This is a genomic window from Candidatus Hydrogenedentota bacterium (assembly GCA_012730045.1).
Classification (GTDB): domain Bacteria; phylum Hydrogenedentota; class Hydrogenedentia; order Hydrogenedentales; family CAITNO01; genus JAAYBR01.
Window position 1 is genome coordinate 30,704 of sequence record JAAYBR010000083.1, and the last position, 20,970, is coordinate 51,673.

Consider the following 20,970-nt stretch of genomic DNA (forward strand, 5'->3'; position numbering starts at 1 on the left):
TTTTGCGGGGGCAGCTCTGCATGAAACGGAGGGGGCTTTCCGTATAGGATAGCCGGTGTGCGGACAGGGTCGCGGCATAACCAGAGGATGCTGGAGCGTTTGGAGATCGAACGGATGGAAGACGGGCCTTCGCAGACACCCCCTGCGGGCGGGGAGCGCGGAGCGGAGGCGGGTGCCTGGCTGGGTGTCCTGCTTGCGTGCGGGGTGCTCGGCCTGCGTTGGGCGCTGTCAGGCCGCCTGTCCGGGCACCCGTCCCTGGGGGGGGAAACCCCTTTTCTGGCCGCCGGACTGGGGCTGGTGGTGGGTGCGCGTTTTCTTCCGCGCGCCCGGATGGTTCTTATGGGCGCCGGCCTGGGTCTTCTTCTCTCCTCCTGCCTGTCGGCGGCTTCCCACCTGTCCGGGGCTGCGCCGGATCCCCGGATGGCCGTTCCCATATTCGCCGCGCTTGCGCTGCTGCTCTACGGCGGCCTGGGCGGCCTGCCGGCGGTGGTCTGCGGCCTGCTGTGCGTGCTGTCGCCGGCCCTGAACCTGGCGGGCGGCGACGGTGCGGGGTTTGACGCGGGGGCGTCTCTGGGTTTGCTCCTGCTGGCGGGTGCCGGCGCGCTGGCGGCCCGAAAGCAGCACCAAGCCGCGGCAGGCCTGGCCATGGCGCTCTTCTACGCCGCCTATTGGGGGGGGGTGGCGGAGGGATGGGCCGCCCTTCTCCCGGGCCGGGGCGGCGGGTGGGAATCGGCCACCCTCACAGCGGGCTTCTTTCTTTTCAGTCTCTCCTTTTCCATCCTTTCCGGTCCCGGGGGGGCGGCGGCCAAACTGCCGGGATTGGTCAATCTCTGCGCCTATCTTTTTTCCTGTCTGGCGATGTGGAAAGTGACGGGCGGCTTTTCTCCCGGATGGGCGGCGGGCGGCGCCCTGGCACTGCTGGCGGTTGCCCTGCCTTTCCGGTCTGGCGCCGGCGCCGTGCGGGACGGCGCGGTGGCGGGGGGCTTGCTTGCCCTCGCGTTCCTTCCCCGGGTGGGGGGGGCGGCCGCCCTGGCCGCCGCGTGTCTCGGCCTGGCGGCGGCCGCGATCTGGAAGGCGAACAGCCTTTCCCTGCGCAGGACCGAGTCTCTCCTTCTTCTGCTGGTGCTGGTGGCCGGCATGACCCCCGGCGGAAACGCGATGTTCCGGGACGTTCTGCATCTGGACCTTTCCGGCGAGTGGGCCGCTCTGCTGGCGGTGACCGTGCTGCTGCTGCTGGCGGCCTGGGTGCATGACCGGAACCGGAGGGATTTCGGGGCGTCCCTGCTGGGGGTTCTGTGCGCCGGGGTGGCGGCTTTTCTCTGGATACACATGATGGTGGCGCGCCACGGGGCGGGGGAGGCGCTTCCCCAGGCGCTTGCGGCGGCCGCGGCGCTGTTTCTGGGGGCGGGCTGGCTGCTGGGATCCGTCTCCGTATCCGCCGCCGCCATGCTCCCGGTGCTGGCGGCCCATCTGTGCTTTCATGCCTTTGACCGGTCCGGCGTCCCCCCGGCCGCAGGGGCAACGGGCATGGTGATGGTGACCTTCCTTGCGGCGGCGGCGTGGGAGGATTACCTGCGCCGCCACCGTGCGGCGGCATCCTGGGATCTGCTGCTGCTGTGCGCGCTTCCGTGGTGGGGGGGCTTGGCGCTGGCGGCGCCCGCGGCCGCCCCCCATCTGGGGGCGCCGGGCACCCTGGCCGCCGTCTGCGCTCTCTCCGCGCTTCTTCCGGTCCTTTTCCGGCGCGGCGGACCGGGCATGCGCGCCGCCGCAGGCACCGCAGCCCTGGTGACAGGGCTCTTGTTTGTGGCGGTGTACGGGGCCGCCGGGCTGGAGGCGGGTCCGCAGCGTGTGGACCCCTGGCCGGGGCTTGTGGTCGCCCTTTCCCTCTATGCGGTGGCGGGAACTCTGTGGACGCCGGCGGGACGCCTGATGAAAGGTCTCGCGGCCGCGGTCCTCCTGCTGGGCACCGCGGCCCTGGCCACCGCCTTCTTCCCGTTTCCCCTTGCCGCGGGAGAGCTTGGCGCAGCCTGGTGCATGGCCTTCGGCTTCCTTCTCCTGGGGTGGGCGGCGGGGTCCATCCCGTCCAAAGTGGGGGGCGTGCTCGTCTTTTCGCTCGCCGCCACGCTGACCCTGTGCCAGCTCGTCCCCGTTTTGCGCGGGGGGGAACCCGCCGTGTTCGCCGTGGTGGCGGGCGGCGTGCTGCTCCATCCCGGGCTGCGGCGGACGGCGTTTGCCAACGGGCCGGGAGGGCCGGTTCATGCCGCCCCGGGATGACCGGGAACGGGCGGCGGCGGACATCTGCGCCCGGCTTGAGCGGGCCGGACACCGGGCCCTGCTGGCCGGGGGGTGCGTCCGCGACCGGATACTCGGGCGGGTTCCCCAAGATTACGACATTGCCACCTCCGCGCCGGTCCAGGAAATCTTGAGCCTGTTCGACCGGACCTTTCCGGTGGGACTGGCCTTTGGCGTGGTGCTGGTGGTGGAGAACGGGGTGCCGTATGAAGTGGCCACGTTCCGCAGGGACGGCCGCTACCGGGACGGCCGCCGTCCGGAGTCTGTGAGTCCGGGGGATGAGCGGTCGGACGCCGCGCGCCGCGACTTCACGGTGAACGCCCTGTTTCAGGACCCCGTTTCCGGCGAAATCCTGGATTATGCCGGCGGACTTTCCGACCTGCGGGCGGGGGTCATCCGAACGGTGGGAAATCCAGAACGGCGGTTTGCGGAGGACCGCCTTCGGCTTTTGCGCGCGGTCCGCTTCGCCGCCCAGCTTGGCTTTTCCCTGGAAGGGGAGACGCTGGCGGCGGTGCGCCGGATGGCCCCGCGCATCCGCGACGGAGTGAGCGCGGAGCGGGTGCGCGGGGAGCTGCTGCGCATGCTGACCTCCGGCGCGGCGGGACGGGCGTTCCGTCTGCTGGACGAGACAGGGCTCCTCCGGGAGATTCTTCCCGAGGTTGACGCCCTTAAGGGGGTCGCCCAACCCCCGGAGTTTCATCCGGAGGGGGATGTGTTCATCCACACGGCCCTGATGCTGGACCGGCTTCCGGCAGGCTGTTCCCCCGTGCTGGCGATGGCCGCCCTGCTGCACGATGCCGGCAAGCCGGCGACACAGACCTTCGAGGACCGCATCCGGTTCAACTTCCATGAAAAGGAGGGGGCGCGGACGGCGGGGGCGGTGTGCCGGCGCCTGCGGATGACCGCCGACGAAACCCGGCGGATCGTGTGGCTCGTCGCCCAGCACATGCGCGTGTCGGTGCTCCCCGAAATGCGCGAGGGACGCCGTCGGCTTCTTGTCGCGGAACCGGATTTCCCCCTGCTGCTCGAACTGACGGAGCTGGACTGCGCGGCCAGCCACGGCGACATGTCGCGCGTGGCCTGGATTCGGGACTATATTGCCGGGCTGTCGGAGGGGGTTCAGCCGCCCCCGTGCCCCGTCACGGGGGACGACCTGATCCGGCTGGGCCTGCGCCCGGGCCCGCTCTTCCGCGAGATTCTCGCCGAGCTGCGCGAGGGGTTTCTGGAGGGGCGGCACGCCTCCCGCGAGGAGGCCCTGGCATGGGTGGCGGAGCGTTACGGCGGGGACGCCCTCCGCTGACCCCCAGGCCCGCCCCCGTTTTCCGGGGGCGGCAAATGTTGCACCTCCAAACCACTGATGGTATATTCAGTCCACTGGAAAGGCGGCCAGACCTGATGAACGTGGCGCAAATGATCGAGAAACTGCGGCGGGACGCGGGGTTTTGCGAGCATCTGACGCGGTGGGAGGTGATTCCAGAGACAGCGGGGGATTACCGGGAGTCCCCGCCGGGGGTGCATCCGAAACTGGCGGAGGGGTATGCCCGCCGGGGCGTCACGCGGCTCTACAGCCACCAGCACGAGGCGGTGTCGGCGGTGATGGCGGGGGAGAATGTCTGCGTGGTCACGCCGACGGCCTCGGGCAAGACGCTGTGCTACAACCTGCCCGTGCTGAACCGCCTGATGGAAAACCCCAACGCCCGCGCGCTGTACCTGTTCCCCACCAAGGCGCTGGGGCAGGACCAGGTGCAGGAGCTCACCTCGACGATTGAGGCGCTGGAGGTGAAGATCGGCACGTACACGTTCGACGGGGACACGCCTGCCGGCGCGCGCAAGGCGGTGCGCAACGCGGGCCACATCATCGTGACGAACCCCGACATGCTGCACGCGGGCATCCTGCCGCACCACACCATCTGGATTCGCCTCTTCGAGAACCTCGAGTTTGTCGTCATAGACGAGGTGCACCACTACCGGGGCGTTTTCGGCAGCCACCTCGCCAACGTGGTCCGGCGGCTGAAGCGGATCTGCGCGTTCTACGGGTCCTCGCCGCGGTTCATCTGCTGCAGCGCCACCATCGCCAACCCGAAGGAGATGGCCGAGCGGATCATCGAGGCGCCCGTGCGGCTGGTGGACCGCAACGGCGCGCCGCGCGGGGAGAAGCATTTTCTGTTCTTCAACCCGCCGGTGGTGAACCACGAGCTGGGCATCCGGGCATCCTCGGTGAAGCAGGCGGCGCGCATCGCCGCGGGCCTGCTCTCGCGGGACGTCCAGTCCATTGTCTTCGCCCGCAGCCGCCTGCGCGTGGAGATCCTCACCACCTACCTCAAGGAGGCGGTGCGCCGGATGGGCAAGCCCGACGCGCTGGTGCGCGGCTACCGGGGCGGCTACCTCCCGACGGAGCGCCGCGAGATCGAGCGGGGCCTGCGGGCGGGGGAGGTGATGGCCGTCGTCAGCACGAACGCCCTCGAGCTGGGCATTGACATCGGCGCCCTCGACGCGTGCGTCATGGCGGGCTACGCCGGCAGTGTGGCGAGCACCTGGCAGCAGTCGGGCCGGGCCGGCCGCCGCAGCGCCGTGTCCCTCGTCGTGCTGGTGGCGTCCAGCGCGCCCCTCGACCAGTACATCATCGGCCACCCGGAGTACTTCTTCGAGCAGCCCTGCGAGAACGGCACCCTCGACCCCAACAACCTGGTCATCCTCGCCAGCCACATCAAGTGCGCGGCGTTTGAGCTCCCCTTTGCGGAGGGCGAGGCCTTCGGCGTGGACGCGGTGTCCACGGCGCACCTGCTGGACTATCTGGCGGAGTGCCGGGTGCTGCGCAAGGTGCGCGGCAAATGGCACTGGAGCGCCGAGACCTACCCCGCCTCCGACATCAGCCTGCGCACGGCGGCCCCGGGCAACGTGGTGATTCTGGACGTGACGGACAACGGCCGGGTCATCGGCGAGGTGGACTATTTTGCCGCGCCGGTGGAGGTCTACCAGAACGCGGTATACCTCCACGAGACGCGGCAGTACCTGATTGAGTCCCTCGACCTGGAAAACCGGAAGGCCCACGCGCGGCCCGTGGAGGTGGACTATTACACCGACGCGGAGATGAAGGTGGACCTCAAGGTGCTCGACCGGTTCCGCGAGGAGGAGGCCGGGCCCGCCGCGCGCTGCTCCGGCGAGCTCAGCGTGACCTGGCTGCCCACCATCTACAAGAAGATCAAGTTCGGCACGCACGAGAATGTGGGCTGGGGGGAGATTCACCTGCCCGAGCAGACCATGCACACCACCGGCTACTGGGTGGAGTTCGACGGGGCGGTGCTGGAGACTATGGGGCTCCAGAAGGAGGAGATTGGCGGCGGGCTGAACGGGCTGGCCAACGCCCTGCGGCAGGTGGCCCCGGTCTATGTGTTCTGCGACCTGGGCGACCTTCGGGCGCAGGCCATGCTCCGGGCGCCCGTGTCGGAAAAGCCCACAGTGTTCCTCTACGAGACCTATCCGGGCGGGGTGGGCTTCAGCGACAAGCTGTACACGCACCACCGGCGGCTGTTCGAGGCCGCCGTCTCCCTGCTCTCCGGGTGCTCCTGCCGGGAGGGGTGCCCCAGCTGCGTGGGGCCCGGCGCGGAGACGGGGCCCCAGGGCAAACGGACCGCCCTCGCGCTGGCGGGCATGGTGCTTGCGGCGGGCGCGGCGGCGGGTTCGCAGGCGCGGGAAGGGGAAGGCGCATGACCACGGACAAAGAGGAACTGTTCAGAAAACTCAACCTGACGCGGGCCCGCGACCTGCCCGCGCCGTCCCCCCGCAAGGCGGAGGAGGCCCCGGAGGACAAGCCCGCATCCGCCCCCGGCACGCTGGAGGAGGAGTCGCGGCGGCGGCTTCAGGAGCGGCTGGGGCTCATGCGCGGCGCGGACTGGACCACCCGGCGGGAGGAGGAGTGCCGGCGGCTCGCCGACGGGGAGTATGAGGTGGAGAAGGTGCTCGGCGGCGAGATTATCGGCGACGACCAGTCCGCGTTCTTCCTCCTGCGCCGCGAGTATCCCCCGGAGCATTTTCACGGGGCCTTTTCCCTCGGCGCGGGGCTGGAGAGTCGCGGAGCGCACCTGGCCCTGGCCGCCTGCGACGAAACCCTGTCCGCCTGCGATCCGCGCGAGGCGGTCTTCATGGACACGGAGACCACCGGGCTGGCGGGCGGCGCGGGGACCGTCGCCTTTCTCGTCGGCATGGGCTACCATGTGGACGGCATGTTCCGGGTGGACCAGTGCTTCCTGCGCGACTACGACGACGAGCCCGCCCTGCTGGAGTGGATCGCCGGGCTGCTCTCCCGGTTCAAGACCGTGGTCAGCTTCAACGGGAAGAGCTTTGACCTGCCGCTGCTGCGGACGCGTTTTGTGCAGCACCGGATGCCCTGCCGGTTTGACGCCCTGGCCCATCTGGACCTGGTGCACGCGGCGCGGCGCTTTTGGAAGCGCCGCCTCAGCGACTGCAGCCTGGGAAACCTCGAGCGCGAGGTGCTTGGCGTCCGCCGCCACGGTGACGTGCCCAGCCACCTGATTCCCGAGCGCTGGCTGGAGTATCTGCACACCCGCGACGCGCGCCCGCTGGAGGGGGTTTTCTACCACCACCGCGTGGACATTCTGTCCATGGTCACCCTGCTGGGGGCGCTGTCCAGCCACCTGGACAGGGCCGAGGGGTGTGAATTTGACCACGCGGAGGACCAGTTGTCCCTGATCCGCCTGCATTTCCGGGAAAAGCGTTACGACCAGGTGCTGGCCGCGGGGGCCGAATGGCTCCAACGCGACGCGCCGCCGCCGCTGCGCCGGGAATGCCTGGAGATGCTGTGTCTGGCCGGAAAACGCCGGGGGCGCTGGGAGGAGACCGAGGTCATGCTGGAAAAGTGGCACGGGGAGTTCCCCGCCGATGCGGCCGGGGCGGCGGAGCTGGCCAAGCACCTGGAACACCGCGCGCGCAACCTCTTGCGCGCGGAGCGGGTCTGCCGGGAGACGCTGGACCTGCTGGAGGGGTCGCCGCAGGGGGGCGAGTGCGCGGGGACCGGGGAGCTGCGGGGGCGTCTCGCCCGCATCCAGCGCAAACTGGGCGGGGCCTGGGGCCTGACCGCTGAAGACTGAGCCAAGGTCGCCGCGTCAGCGGAGGAGCCAGGGCAGGATAACGGCCGCCAACACGGCCAGCAGCAGCACCAGTACCAGGATGGACCACGGATTGTACTTGGGCGCGGTGCCGGCCGCGGCCGCCGGGGTGTTTGTTGCGAACACCCGGTCCACGGGCTGCCACTCGCCCACATTGTCCGTCCGGCACTTGGCCCCGGCGGGGAGGGCCGCCTTGGCGACCGCCTTTTCCGCCTCCGCGCGCTCCTCAGTCTCGAAGACCACCTCGCCGTATTCATCGGAGAACTGAAACACGTGGCCCAGCCCGAAAGTGTCCCGGTAGGCGTGGATGCGGTCCGCGAGGGCCTGGCGCGCCGCGGGGTCCTGGGTGGCCCCATAGAGGCGCTCCAGAAACCGGAGCCCCTGGGCCGCCTCCTTGTTCCGCCCCAAAATCTCCGCGAGCAGATGGATGACCGAGGGGTCCTCCGCGCCGCCCTTGGCGTAGGCCGACCGTATCTGGGAGATGGCGAGCGGGAGGTTTTCCAGCGGGGGCGGGGCGTCGAGATAGACTTGCGCCAGTATCCGGTTCGCCGCGTAGTGCTCCGGATGCTGCAGCGCGTGGATGTTCAGCAGGCGCTCCGCGTCGGCGTATTCCCCCTTCCGGACCATGCGCTCCAGGGAGAGCAGCTCCGGCGTCATGGCCGACGTGCCCTCGACCGCGCCGGGCTTGGCCGACGACACGACCATCGTCGCGCCGTACACTTCCTCCCGAGCCTCGCAGGTCGCGGTGGAGCCCGGCGCGACCATCATCGGGTCCACCCTCACCACCATGAAGGCCGTCTGGCCCGCCCGCACCAGGTTGAGCGGCACCTCCCCGGTGCCGATGCGCAGAATGGGCGCCGTGGTCCGCGCGCCGTTCGACGACACAATGGTCAGGTCGTCGCCCGTGTGAAAGACGCCCGACCGCACGGTCACCTGCATCTGGCACTCCTCCGTGGAGGCGGGATACACGTTCTGCACCGTCAGCAGGTTCTGATCGGTGTCCTGGGCCGGGTTGGAAACGGCTTCGCGCAGGCGGGCCTGGGAGATTTCGTCCCGAAGCCTGGCCAGCGTGTCGGCGTCCACCTTGCCCTCCAGACGCCCCGCGCACTCCTCCGCCTCGTCGGGGCGGCCAAGCTGCGCCAGGCACACCGCGCGGTAGTACGTCACATGGCGGCTGTTGGGCCGTTCGCGCTCCAAGCCCTCCAGGATGGACAGGCACGCATCGCGGTTTCCGGCCTGAAGTTTCGCCAGCGCATCCTCATAGAGGGAGGAGGCCTCCTCGTTTGTCATCGCCATGGTCTGTGTCCTTGTTGCCGGGAATGCCCGCGCACCGTTTCATCATACCCGCCGGGGTCCGCCTCCGCCACTTTCCGGGGGCGGTATGTTCCCCGGGTGTGGCCTGTGCTAGACTTCCCGCGTTTGCGGGGACGAAAAACCACCCAAAAGGAATCTATACATGGACGAATTGACCTCTCTCCAGCGGAAACACCTCCGCGGACTGGCCCAGGCCCTGGACGCCGTTGTAATCGTCGGCAAGCAGGGTGTGACCGAGAATCTGGTCCGGGCGGTGGCCGCCGCGCTCGAGGCCCACGAACTGGTTAAGGTCCGGTTCAACGAGTTTAAAGACGAGAAGGCGGCCCTGTCGGAACAAATCCGCGAGGCCACCGGCAGTGTGATTCCCGGGCGCATCGGGCATGTGGTGCTCTTCTTCCGCAGACACCCCGACCCGGAGAAGCGCCGGATCACCCTGCCCGACGCCCCCAAGCCGCCCAAACGCCCCCCGGTCATTTGAACCGCTCCACCTGAGTGCCGTTCTTGGTGAACAGCTTGTCTCCGGAAATGTAGACTGTCTCGTCGAGAGACTGGCCGCCAAACTGCCCTGAGACGTTGAACTTGTCGTAGTCCAACTGCCAGGTGCCCTGCAGGTAATCCACGCCTATCATGGATTTGAGCATGGGATGGTACACGTACAGCACACCATTCGGCATGACCGCCACTTTCAGCTTGTACTGGTCCGCCTGAAGCGCCCATTCCGTTCCGACAATGTTGCTGGCGTTAAGGAGCGGCGGTTCGCGCGGTGTGGTGGCGGCAGCGGGCGCGCCCCCCGGAGCGGCCTGCCCCGCCGCAGGGGCGGTGGCCCCCGCGCCCTGGCGGCTGTTTTTTACCTGCTGCATCACTATGGGCAAGCCCAAGAACGCGGCCAGCGCCGCAGCCACCACAATCAAAAATTTGTTGCTGTCCATGATGCTCCACCCCCGGTTTGCGTACCTTTTCCCTTTTCCGCCTGCAATTGCCGATTTTACTGTAAGAATTATAGCATGGACGGCCCCGTTTGCCAATAATATTCTTTTCGGTGGCCGTCTGGTGTTCTCCGCCTCTCCGGCAAAGCTTGAAGCGAAGGCCGGGTTTTGCGCAGACTGTGCCCTCGAACCGGCCGGTGCGGCGGGCTGAACGCCGCACCCCATTCCGAAAAAAGGAGCTCCGCAAAATGAATCTGTCCTTTCTGCCTGTGACGATGATGGCGTTGTCGCTTGGCCTTTCCGCCGCTGCCGCCCCGGCGCCCCATCATCTGCGCTGTGAATACCGAACCAACCCGCACGGGATCGACACCCTTCAGCCGCGTCTGTCCTGGAACATGGCGGCGGACGGGCGCGGGCAGGCGCAGACGGCCTACCAGGTGCTGGTGGCCTCCTCCGCCGCACTGCTGGCGGAGGACAAGGGCGACCTGTGGGATTCGGGACAGGTGGCCTCAGACGCCTCCATCCAGATTGAATACGCGGGCGCGGCCCCCGCGTCGTTCCAGGACTGTTTCTGGAAGGTCCGCGTGTGGGACAAGGGCGGCGCCCCCTCTTCGTGGAGCGAGCCCGCGCACTGGAGCATGGGCGCGCTGGAGGAAAAGGACTGGGCCGGGGCAAAGTGGGTCGGCCTGCCCGGCGGGGAGCAGATGTCCGCCGAAGAGACGGATTTCCTGAAGGCCACCTGGATCTGGGGGCAGGAGGCGTCCCCGGAGAGCGCCGCCGCCGTCGGCACCCGGTACTTCCGCCTGCCCCTCACCGTGCCGGAGGACCTCCTCAGCGCGGTCTGCGTGTTCTCCGCCGACAACTCGGCGACCTTCTTCGTGAACGGCGAGAAGATGGGGCAGTGCTCCGACTTCCGCGGCGCGGTGGTGGTGGATGTCACCAAGCGCCTCCAGCCCGGCGCCAACACGCTCGCCGTGTCCGTGTCCAACGCGGGCGACGGGCCGAACCCTGCGGGCCTGCTCATTTCCCTGCGGATGGAGACGGCCTCCGGCGGGATTATCGCGCTGTCCGGCGCGGAGGGCTGGAAGTCCTCGACGACCGGCGGCAAGGACTGGGAGAAGCCCGGTTTCGACGACGGCGCGTGGGAGGCGGCGAAGGTCATCGGACAGAACGGCATGGGGCCGTGGAACGAGATCAAGCCGTCGGCCTCCCGCGTGCTGCCCGCGCGCATGCTGCGCCGCGAGTTTGAGGCGAAGCCGGCCCTGCGCCGCGCCGTGGTGGCCTATTCCGGCCTCGGGCTGTCGGAGCTGTACCTCAACGGCGAGAAGGTCGGCGACGAGGTGCTGTCTCCCGGCTGCACGCAGTACAACAAGCGCGTCTTCTACCTGGTCCACGACGTGACCGACCGGATCACCCCGGGGAAGAACGCCCTCGGCGCGTGGCTGGGCAACGGCCGCTACTACGCCCCCCGGCTCACGGAGCCCACGAAGACCGACACCTACGGGTTTCCCAAGCTCCTCCTCGCGCTGCGTTTGGAGTACGCCGACGGCACCGTGGAGACCGTGTGGTCCGACGCGTCGTGGAAACTGACCGACCAGGGGCCGATCCGCGCGAACAACGAGTACGACGGCGAGACCTACGACGCGCGGAGGGAGATGCCCGGCTGGAACGCGCCGGGCTTCGACGACGCCGCGTGGCAGGCCGCGCAGGAGATGGAGGGGCCGACGGGCGTCCTCTCCGCCCAGATGATGGAGCCGATCCGCGTCGTTGAGACGGTCCACCCCATTTCCGTCAGCAGCCCCAAGCCCGGCATGTACATCTATGACATGGGCCAGAACATGGTCGGCTGGGTCCGCATGACCGTCCGCGGCCCGAAGGGGACGACGGTCCGCCAGCGCCACGCCGAGCTGCTCAAGGACGACGGCACGCTGTACCTCGACAACATCCGCGGGGCGAAGGTCACCAACGACTACACCCTGAAGGGGGAGGGCGTGGAGGTTTTCGAGCCCCGCTTCACCTACTTCGGGTTCCGCTACCTCGAGATCACGGGGCATCCCGGCGAGCCGTCGCTGGACGACATTGTCGGCATGGTGGTCCACGACGACGTGGCCCCGGCGGGCACCTTTGCCTGCTCGAACAAACTGGTGAACCAGATCGAGAAGAACATCCGCTGGGGCGTGCGCGGCAACTACCGCAGCATGCCCACCGACTGCCCCCAGCGCGACGAGCGCCAGGGCTGGCTCGGCGACCGCTCCGCGGAGTGCCAGGGCGAGACCTACCTCTACGACATCTCCGCCCTCTACGCCAAGTGGGTCTGCGACATGGAGGACGCCCAGCTCGACACGGGCAGCGTCTCCGACGTGTGCCCCGCCTACTGGCCGCTGTACAACGACAACGTCACCTGGCCCAGCAGCTTCATCATCATCCCCTCCATGCTGCACCGCCAGTACGGCGACACGCGCGTCATGGCGCGCCACTACGAGGGCATGAAGAAGTGGATCACCCACATGTCGCAGTACATCAAGGACGGCATCCTGCCGCGCGACAACTACGGCGACTGGTGCGTGCCCCCGGAGGAGCAGCACCTCATCCACTCCAAGGATCCCGCCCGCAAGACCCCCGGCGACTTCCTCGGCACCGTCTACTTCATCCACGACCTGAACCTCATGGCCGGGTACGCCCGCCAGATGGGGAAGGACGCCGACGCCGCCGAATTTGACGCCCGCGCCAAGGAGATGACGACGGCCTTCAATGACAAATTCCTGGACAGGAAGGAGAAGAAGTACGCCAACGGCACCGAGACCTCCTGCGTCCTGCCGCTGGCCTTCGGCGTCGCGCCGGAGGACATGCGCCAGCCCCTCTTCGACCGCCTGGTCAACAGCATCATGGTCAAGGGCGGCGGCCACCTCTCCACCGGCCTTGTGGGCGGGCAGTGGCTCAACCGGGTGCTGACCGACGGCGGCCGGCCCGACGTGTCCTACACCCTTGCCAGCCAGAAGGACTACCCGAGCTGGGGCTACATGGTCGAGAAGAACGCCACCACCATCTGGGAGCTGTGGAACGGCGACACCGCCGACCCCGCCATGAACTCTGGCAACCACGTCATGCTCGTCGGCGACCTCAATATCTGGTTCTACGAGCACGTCGCGGGCATCCGCCCCGCCGCGCCGGGCTTCAAGAAAATCCTGCTCGACCCGGTCATTCTGGACGGGCTCGACTTCGCCGAGGCCTCCCACCGCAGCCCCTACGGCCAGATATTCAGCCGCTGGGACAAGAAGGACGGCAAACTGACCTGGCGCGTCACCATCCCCGCGAACACCACCGCCGAGCTGCGCGTGCCCGCAGCCGACACCGCCAAGGTCACCGAGTCCGGCGCCCCCGTGAAGCAGGCCGCAGGGCTGAGCTTTGTGAAGACCGACAACGGCAAGGCGGTCTTCGAGGCCGGATCCGGCACCTACGTCTTCGAAATCGCCGGGTAACCCGGCCCCCGCAAAGAACACAGGCCCCGGCCGCCGGAACGATCTGGCAGCCGGGGTTTTTCTTTGTTCAGAGGTGCTTGCGGAAAAGGCAATGAGGATTTACCACGAAGGCACGAAGAGCACCAAGAAGACCGGATGTGGCAGGTGAGTGCCGAGGGAACTGTTGATCCTTCGTCACTTGTCGCCAAGGCTTTTCCCGGCGGTTGCCATGAGGGAGATGCTCGCGCGGTGTCCGGGTCCCCCCTTGAGGGGGGTGGTTCGCGGGAGCGAACCGGGGGATGTTCCGGATTGCGGCGCGTCGGCCGGAGAAAAGAACATCCCCCGTCCGCGAAGACGCTGACACCCCCTGAGGGGGGGACCCAGAGCCGCCGGCCGCCGACCACGGTTGAGAGGGGCCAAGAAGGACGAAATTGAAAAGACACCCTGCCTTCTTTGTGTCCTTTGTGCCTTTGTGGTGAAAAGCATTGTGGTGAAATCCCGGCCCTCTTACGCCAGCACCCCCGCCCCGTCCACGGGCTTGGAGAGGATAACCTCGCCGTCGCGGCCGGTGGCGGTTTTGTATTGGGCGAGGAGGTCGGCGGCGAAGGCTTCTGCGGCGTTGGCGGCGACGAGGTTGATGGTGCATCCGCCGAAGCCGGCGCCGGTCATGCGGGCGCCGAAGCATCCTGGCAGGCCGCGGGCGATTTCGGTCATGGCGTTGAGTTCGGCGTTGGTGACCTCGTAGTCGTCGCGCAGGCTGATGTCCGAGGCGGTCATGAGCTCCCCGAGGCGGGCCATGTCGCCGGCGCGCATGGCGTCGCGGGCGGCGAGGGTGCGGTCGTCCTCGGTGATGACGTGGCGGGCGCGGCGGTAGGCGACATCGCCCATGAGCCCCGCGCAGGCGTCCAGCTCGTCCACCGTGTAGTCGCGCAGGTGGGTGCCGGTGGGGTTGGCGCCCTGCTGGAGGGCGCGGACGGCCTCGCCGCACTCGGCGACGCGCTCGTTGTACTTGGAGCTGGTGAGCCCGCGCGGGCAGGCGGTGTTCGCGATGACGAACACGGCGTCCGGGAAGGCGATGGGGACCAGCTCGTACTCAAAGTTGCGGCAGTCGAGGAAGAGCCCGTGGCCCGCCTTCCCGCAGCGCGAGATGAACTGGTCCATGATGCCGGTGCTGAGGCCGAGGAATAGGTTCTCGACGCGCTGGCCGAGACGGGCGGCGGCGGGGCCCTCCATCGTGAAGCCGCCGAAATGCTCGAACATGCACAGGGCCGCCATCTCCAGGGCGGCGGAGCTGCTCAGGCCGCATCCGATGGGCACATCGCCCTCCACCACGAGGTCCGCGCCCGTGAGGGGCAGCCCCTCCTTCGCCAGCTCCTCCGCCACGCCGACAATGTAGTCCACCCACGGCTCCTCCGCGCTGCGGACGCGGTGGTCGAGGTCGGCGACCGTTTCCCGGTCGAGATTCTCCGCGCGGGCGTGGAGGGCGCGGTCGTCGCGGCGGCGCGCGGCGATAACCGTCTCCCGCTCGATGGCCATGGGCAGCACGAATCCGTGGTTGTAGTCCGTGTGCTCGCCGATGATGTTCACGCGCCCCGGCGCGCGCACCACCACGTCGGGGCTCCCGCCGAACCGATTTTCAAAGGCCTGGACAATGCCCGAACGCGAAATGGTCATCACCGAAACTCCCCGGGCCAAGCCCGCTGTTGTGTGCGCAAAAGGATACCGCAGGAACGACGCCGGAATCACGCCCGGGCACACGGACGAACAAGGACGAACACGGACCGCCACGGACTAAGACCCAGCGTGGCAGCGGCCTTGTCCGTGCCTGTCAGTGTCTGTCCGTGCGGGTCCGTGTTCCGGCCTAACCCCTAAGCCACCCCGCCGCGTCCTTCGCCCAGTAGGTCAGGATCATCTGCGCGCCCGCGCGGCGGATGCCGGTGAGCATCTCCAGGGCGGCGCGTTTCTCCTCGATCCATCCGTTGGCCGCGGCGGCCTTGACCATGGCGTACTCGCCGCTGACGTTGTAGGCGGCGAGGGGGATGTCAAAGGTGTCCGCCGCCGCGCGCAGGATGTCGAGATAGGGCAGTGCGGGCTTTACCATGACGATGTCCGCGCCCTCGTCCAGGTCCAGGGCGATCTCGCGCAGGGCCTCGCGGGCGTTCGCGGGGTCCATCTGGTACGAGCGGCGGTCGCCGAACTGCGGCGGCGACTCGGCGGCGTCGCGGAAGGGCCCGTAGAAGGCGGAGGCGAACTTCGCGCTGTACGCCATGACGGGGAGGTCGGCGAAGCCGTGGGCGTCCAGGGCGTCGCGGATCGCGCCCACGCGGCCGTCCATCATGTCCGACGGGGCCACCATGTCGGCGCCCGCGCGGGCGTGGGCCAGCGCCTCGCGCGCGAGCAGGGCCACCGTCGCGTCGTTGTCCACGTCCGGGACGCCGTCGCGGTTCGGCCGCACCACGCCGCAGTGGCCGTGGTCCGTGTACTCGCAGAGGCACACGTCGGTGATGACGCACAGGTCCGGGCGGGCCGTCTTCACCGCCGCGACGGCGCGGGGGATGATGCCGTCGGGGTCATAGGCCCCGGACCCCTCCGCGTCCTTGTGGTCGGGGATGCCGAAGAGGATCACCGCCGGGACCCCGAGGTCCGCCAGCGCACGCGCCTCCTCGGCCAGCGTGTCCGGGCTGAACTGGCACTGGCCGGGCATGGACGCGATGGGGTTGCGCACCCCCGCGCCGGGGCGCACGAAGAGCGGGGCGATCAGGTTGTCCACGGACAGCCGCGTCTCCCGCGCCATGCGGCGCAGGGTCTCGTTGCGGCGCATGCGCCGGAGCCGGGCGGTCAGATGAAGGTTCATGCGTTTTCCTCCTTTTCATGCAGGCGGCGCCGGGGGAAGGGGAGGCCCGTCACCCCCGGACCGCGTCAAGCATCGCCGTGATGTTCTCCGGCGGCACGTTCGCCATGATGTTGTGCACCTGCTGGAACACGAAGCCGCCGCCGGGGTTCATGGTTTCCACCTGCGCGCGCACATGGGCGGCCACCGCCTCCGGCGTGCCGTTGGGCAGGATGTCGCGCGTGTCGCAGCCGCCGCCCCAGAAGGTGAGGTCGCGCCCGAAGTCGCGCTTGAGCCCCGCCGCGTCCATGCCCCGGCAGGAGACCTGCACGGGGTTGATGGCGTCCAGCCCGGCGTCAATCAGGTCCGGGAGCAGCTCCCGCACCCCGCCGCAGCAGTGCAGCATGATCTTCACGTCGGCGAGCTCCTTCGCCCGCGCCCACATCTGGGCGTGGCGGGGCTTGAAGTACTCGCGGTACATGTCGGGCGACATCTGCGGGCCGTTCTGCATGCCCAGGTCGTCGCCGAACAGCACGATGTCCACATGGGGCCCCACGGCGCCGAGGAAGCGCTCCAGGTTCGCCAGATGCAGCTCCACCGTCTTGTCCAGGAACCGGTTCACGCGGTCGGGCTCCGCCGCCAGCATCAGGAGAAACTGGTCGTTGCGGTAGAGGAACTGGCCCATCTCCAGCAGGTTGCCGCCGAAGAGGCCGATGACGGCGCGGTCCGTGCGCGCGCGCAGGGCCTTTGCCCCGGCGGCCAGGGTCTCCGCGTCCGGCGCGAGGGGCCCGGGCGGCGAGGCAATGGCCGTCCACATGCATTCGGCCATGGCCTCGGGCAGATGGTCCGGGTCGTCGCTGTCGAGGAAGGGCCAGTGGGTCTGCTCGAAATACCACGCGCCGTCGGGCATGGCGGCGATGATCCGCCCGGAGGCCGACCGGATCACCCAGCGGTCCCCGTCGCGCTCCGGCTTGACCCACGCGTTCACGAGGCACGGCGTGCCGTCGGGCAGCACCCACTCCGCCCAGTCCCGGTCGTCCAGGGCGAAGCCCCGGCCCAGCTCGACGGTGTCCACGCCGAAGCGGTCCAGCACGTCGTCGTCCACCACGGCCAGCTGCTGCACGGGGTCGTAGACCCGCACCGGCCGGGGCGGCAGGCCCAGATGGGCGCGCAGCTTCGGGTAGGCCATGGCGGCGATGCCCGAGGAGCGGTGTCCGGAAAGGTCCAGCGGCACCGTGTCCGGCTGCCGGTGGTTCAGCGCCGCCATCACGCGTTCACGCGGGGTCATGTTCTTTCTCCTTTGATAAGTGCGGGCTCAGCGCACAGCGCGCAGGGTGACCACTTCATACGGCGCGAGGCGCACGGGGCCGTCCAGCGGCTCGCCGGGCGTTTCCGACAGGGTGCTCATTTCAACGCGTTTCGGCCGGGGGCGCCCCCAGTCCACCACCGCCTCGCAGGCGGTGTCGGACGAATTAAACAGGCGCAGGATGTCCGCCGCGCCGTCGTCGCCGGGTTTCAGCACCGTCGCGACGACGCAGTCCGGGGTGACGCGCACCCGCGTCTCCGGGGCCTTGGCGCGCTTTGCGGCGGGCACGGCGACCAGCGGCTGGGTGAAGTCCGTGCCGAAGCGCTGGGCGGCGGCGGGGTCGTAACCCGTGTGCGGGCGCAGGGCGTAGCGGAAGGTCGTGGGGCCGTCCTGCGACGCCTTGTAGTTCGTCTCCCAGTAGTTGTTCATGACATAGGCGACGAGGGTGGTGGAGGGCTCCAGCTTCTCGATCCAGCCGGAGACCGTGGGGTCGTTGGTGATTCCGCCCACCTGCACCAGCGGCGTGTCGGCGACGGCCCAGGTGACGCCGAGGGTGTCGTTGGACACGTCCACCCACCGCTGCACGGTGAAGTAGTTCTTGCACGCCCCGGCCATCTGGTCCGTCTCGGGACGGGCCACGGCCAGCGGCAGGTCCATGCGCACCACGCCGTCCGGCACGTTGAACGGGAAGGCCAGATGCACGCCCTCCTTCTCGTAGATGTTCGTCTTGTCCAGCGTGTCCACCAGCTCCGCGTGGTCGAGGCCGGCCACCAGCCGCACCTCGCGCGTGAGGGAGGCGCAGCCCGGCGCGTCGGACGTGACCAGCAGCGACGCCACCAGCGGCCCCTTCTCCTTGACCGTGATGGTCGGCGCGCCGTTCCGCTGCGGGTTGTCCGGCTTGCGGCCCGCGACGTAGAGGTAGTCGTTGAGCCCGGGGTACTTCGACCGGTCCACCAGCTCCGCGCCGTTCCCGGCGGCCTTCAGACTGGACACCGCGCCCGTGGCCGGGTCAATCTCCACTTCCACCAGCCCGTTCTTCAGGCGGTTCCTTTGGATATTGGCTGTGGCAAAGCAACCGTTCTTTCCGGCGTCGAAGGTCCATTGCACCGGGCCGGCGTCGCTTGCGGCGGCCTTGGCGAGCACATACTTCGCGCCGCCCGTGGGGGGCACGTCCGCCGCCAAGAAGGCGAGTTCGCCCGTGGAGAGCACCTGGCAGGACACCGGGGTGCCCTTGGCGTCGCGGACCTCGATGCTCTTCTCCCGCCAGTCGCCCGGCAGGGTGACCAGTCCGGTGCGGGGCCAGGGGGAGGTGTTGAGCACCATCACGGCGTCGTCTTTGCCTTCCCTCGCGCGCAGGGGCGCCGTGGCGCGGTCGAGCAGGTCGCGGGAGCGCCGGTCGGCCTCCAGGGCGAAGGCCTGCTTGACGGCCCACTGCCCCTTCACAAAATCCGCCTCGGGCTCGCTGATGCTGTTGTGGGCGCCCCAGGTGTGCTCGTCGTAGAGGATCACCTCGCGCCACGCCGCCTCGAAGTCCGCCGCCGGGTAGTCCTCCGGCCGCAGCATGCTCCAGAGCGCCTGCGCCTGCACGATCCGCTCGGCGGCGTCGCGGTTCACCGCCGTCTCGCGGGCGGACGACGCCGCGCCGTCCTCCCAGTAGGGCGTGAAGTCGCCGGTGACGCGGGGGAGGTCCTTCCCGTAGCGGGCCTCAAAAGCAGCGAAGGCCTCATGCGGCGTGGCGATGACGATTTTCGGCGAAACATAGCGGGCGTTCCAGTCGCGGATCATGTCGGGCAGCCCGGGGTCGGGCGGGCCGTTGTCGCCGCCGATGTTGTAGCGCACATGCGTCATGTCGTAGGGAAAGCCCGCGTCCTGGAGCTCCGTCAGGTAGGCGAGAATCTTCTCCCCGTCGCGCATGGGTCCGGAGTGGTACCAGGAATAGGCCTTGGCCACCATCCAGCAGAGCACCTCCTCCTTCCCGGAGGGGGAAACCCAGTAGTAGGGCCGGTCGCCCCAGGCCTTCAGGGTGAAGCCGATGCGGTGTCCCGCGTTCGGCCCGATGGAGAGGTACTTCACGCCGCTCTGGGCGAGCGCCGGCACCAGGCCCCAGGTGTAGCCCGGCACGTCGGAGATCATGGCCGTGTCCATGGGCACGCCCGTCTCCCTCGCGAGGCGGCGGGCATAACCCGTCAGTTCGACCAGCTCCTCGGGGCGGCACAGGGCCGTGAGCTGGTTGCCGTAGAGCGCGTCCAGGCCGATGGACCCCTCTTTAACCGCCGCCAGGAAGGCGTCACGTTTCTCCGGGGTCGCGCGTTTCAGGTAGCTGTCCACGGCCCAGAGCCCCTCGGGCAGCCACTTGAACCGCGCGCCGTCGGGGTAGTCCTTCGTCTTCCCGATCAGCTCCAGAGCCAGGTCCATGTGGTCCCACTGCTTCTGCTCGACCTCGCTCTGGAGGTGGGTATAGCCGATGTCCAGATGGGTGTGGTGCATGAGGTACACCGTCCACCGGCGGGCGGGGTTCACCGTGGCCGTCTCCCGCGCCGTCGCGCCGCCCGCGTGGACCTCCACAGTCACGTCGCGCGGCTGGTCCGCCGCGGGCACTGGCACCTCCAGCGTCTGGAGCCCCTTGACCAGCGGATGCCGAGTCGCCGGGCCGCCGTCCACGCTCACCTCGGCCTCGCTGGCGTCGCCAAAATGGCGCACGGGCACGCGCAGCATCTGGAACAGGCTTCCTTCGCGCTCCACCAGCAGCGGCGGGCTGGTGGGGGCCCCAAGCTGCACGAAGGGCATCGTCGCCTTGGCGAGTTTCGCCCCGCGGGGGGCCTCCATCCAGAGGGCGTCATACACGGCCCAGCTGCTCCCCGCCAGGGGGGTGATGGTCACGGTGTTTTCCCCGGCCCGCAGGGTGGACGCGGGAAAGGTCACGGTGATGCGCGTCTCCTTTCCCTTGTCCGAAGCGCCCGACAGGAAAGCGTCCGACCCGGAACCTGGCTCGGTCTTCCGGTCCACCCCCTTGCCGTTCAATTCGACGCGCAGGCGCGGCGGCGCGTAGTAGTGCGTGTCCGCAAGGTCCAGCACCACGGCGCACTCGCCCTCTGCAGGGGCTTTGCGGAGGTTGAAGAACACGGAGAAGGCGTGGGTCTTGCCTCCCGCCCAGTTGTCGCCGGGGCCCGGATGCACATAGGGCCAGTCGGCCCCGGGGCGCGAAATGCCCACGCAGTAGACGCCCTCCGCGGTGAAGTTTCCATAGCCGCCCGGCGCGAGGGCGAACTCTTTCGCGCTGTCGTCGCTTCTTCCGATCTGCCAGAGGACATTCGGTGCGGCCGGGGCGGGCACGGCCGCCAGCAGGAGCGCCAGGATCAGCAGGGCGGCGGGCGCGGAAGCGTGCTTCATGGACGGAGGTCTCCGTGGGGTTCAGTCAGAGTTCCAAACGGAAAGAGAATACCGCATCAGGCCGGGCATTCCCAACCTCGATTCCCGGATAAGACGCTGTGAGAACCGGGGCAGTTCCGGGAACGAGATGGCTTCGCTTCGCTGCTAATGAAGTGGACGTATTCTTTCGCGCCCCAAGCTGCCGGTTGCTCTCTGCCACAGGTGGAAATGGCCGAAAGCGAAAGTCTTGGGCATCCCGGAGGGATGCAAGACATTAGCCGGTGGTTGAGCGTCAGCGATACCACCGGACAGCAGGCCCCCCTCCCATTTTTTCAAGAACCCCGGCAGG

12 protein-coding genes are annotated in these 20,970 nt (G+C 68.7%); 6 read left to right on the forward strand and 6 right to left on the reverse strand.

Features of this window, described 5'->3' with window-relative positions; genetic code table 11:
• Nucleotides 1-114 precede the first annotated feature (114 nt).
• From GXY15_08530 to GXY15_08545, 4 genes are all read left to right on the forward strand, one after another.
• On the forward strand, nucleotides 115-2,274 hold the full coding sequence (locus GXY15_08530) for a hypothetical protein (protein NLV41261.1): 2,160 nt from the start codon (nucleotides 115-117) through the stop codon (nucleotides 2,272-2,274).
• Nucleotides 2,258-3,592: a CCA tRNA nucleotidyltransferase gene (locus GXY15_08535; GenBank protein ID NLV41262.1), complete on the forward strand. Its 1,335-nt coding sequence runs from the start codon at nucleotides 2,258-2,260 to the stop codon at nucleotides 3,590-3,592. Before GXY15_08530 ends, GXY15_08535 begins: the two co-directional genes overlap by 17 nt.
• Nucleotides 3,593-3,687: 95 nt before the next feature.
• The gene (locus tag GXY15_08540; protein ID NLV41263.1) at nucleotides 3,688-6,003 is read left to right on the forward strand and encodes a DEAD/DEAH box helicase; all 2,316 of its coding nucleotides are present in this window, start codon (nucleotides 3,688-3,690) and stop codon (nucleotides 6,001-6,003) included.
• Nucleotides 6,000-7,400 (forward strand): hypothetical protein, encoded by a 1,401-nt coding sequence (locus GXY15_08545; protein ID NLV41264.1) that lies wholly within the window; start codon nucleotides 6,000-6,002, stop codon nucleotides 7,398-7,400. The genes GXY15_08540 and GXY15_08545 overlap by 4 nt, the downstream gene beginning before the upstream one ends.
• Nucleotides 7,401-7,415: 15 nt before the next feature.
• Here GXY15_08545 and GXY15_08550 read toward each other — a convergent pair whose 3' ends face one another.
• Complete coding sequence (locus tag GXY15_08550; protein NLV41265.1) at nucleotides 7,416-8,714, reverse strand: hypothetical protein; 1,299 nt, start codon at nucleotides 8,712-8,714, stop codon at nucleotides 7,416-7,418.
• 160 nt (nucleotides 8,715-8,874) lie between these two features.
• Here GXY15_08550 and GXY15_08555 point away from each other — a divergent pair, with 160 nt between their 5' ends.
• Complete coding sequence (locus GXY15_08555; GenBank protein NLV41266.1) at nucleotides 8,875-9,210, forward strand: YhbY family RNA-binding protein; 336 nt, start codon at nucleotides 8,875-8,877, stop codon at nucleotides 9,208-9,210.
• Here the strand turns inward: GXY15_08555 and GXY15_08560 are convergent.
• Nucleotides 9,203-9,661, reverse strand: a complete 459-nt coding sequence (locus tag GXY15_08560; protein NLV41267.1) for a hypothetical protein — start codon at nucleotides 9,659-9,661, stop codon at nucleotides 9,203-9,205. The two genes, GXY15_08555 and GXY15_08560, sit on opposite strands and share 8 nt — an antisense overlap.
• 245 nt (nucleotides 9,662-9,906) lie before the next feature.
• On the opposite strand from GXY15_08560, the gene GXY15_08565 reads away from it, so the two are divergent.
• Complete coding sequence (locus GXY15_08565; protein NLV41268.1) at nucleotides 9,907-13,137, forward strand: family 78 glycoside hydrolase catalytic domain; 3,231 nt, start codon at nucleotides 9,907-9,909, stop codon at nucleotides 13,135-13,137.
• 486 nt (nucleotides 13,138-13,623) lie between these two features.
• On the opposite strand, the gene galK is transcribed toward GXY15_08565, so the two are convergent.
• The 4 genes from galK to GXY15_08585 all read right to left on the reverse strand — a co-directional run bounded on the left by galK (nucleotide 13,624) and on the right by GXY15_08585 (nucleotide 20,642).
• Nucleotides 13,624-14,790, reverse strand: a complete 1,167-nt coding sequence (galK, locus tag GXY15_08570) for a galactokinase (GenBank protein NLV41269.1) — start codon at nucleotides 14,788-14,790, stop codon at nucleotides 13,624-13,626.
• Between the two features lie 187 nt (nucleotides 14,791-14,977).
• Nucleotides 14,978-15,970, reverse strand: coding sequence for a porphobilinogen synthase (gene hemB / locus GXY15_08575; protein ID NLV41270.1), 993 nt, complete (start codon nucleotides 15,968-15,970; stop codon nucleotides 14,978-14,980).
• A 49-nt stretch (nucleotides 15,971-16,019) separates the two neighbouring features.
• Nucleotides 16,020-17,234 (reverse strand): methyltransferase, encoded by a 1,215-nt coding sequence (locus tag GXY15_08580; GenBank protein ID NLV41271.1) that lies wholly within the window; start codon nucleotides 17,232-17,234, stop codon nucleotides 16,020-16,022.
• A gap of 27 nt (nucleotides 17,235-17,261) precedes the next feature.
• Nucleotides 17,262-20,642: a hypothetical protein gene (locus tag GXY15_08585; protein NLV41272.1), complete on the reverse strand. Its 3,381-nt coding sequence runs from the start codon at nucleotides 20,640-20,642 to the stop codon at nucleotides 17,262-17,264.
• Nucleotides 20,643-20,970 lie beyond the last annotated feature (328 nt).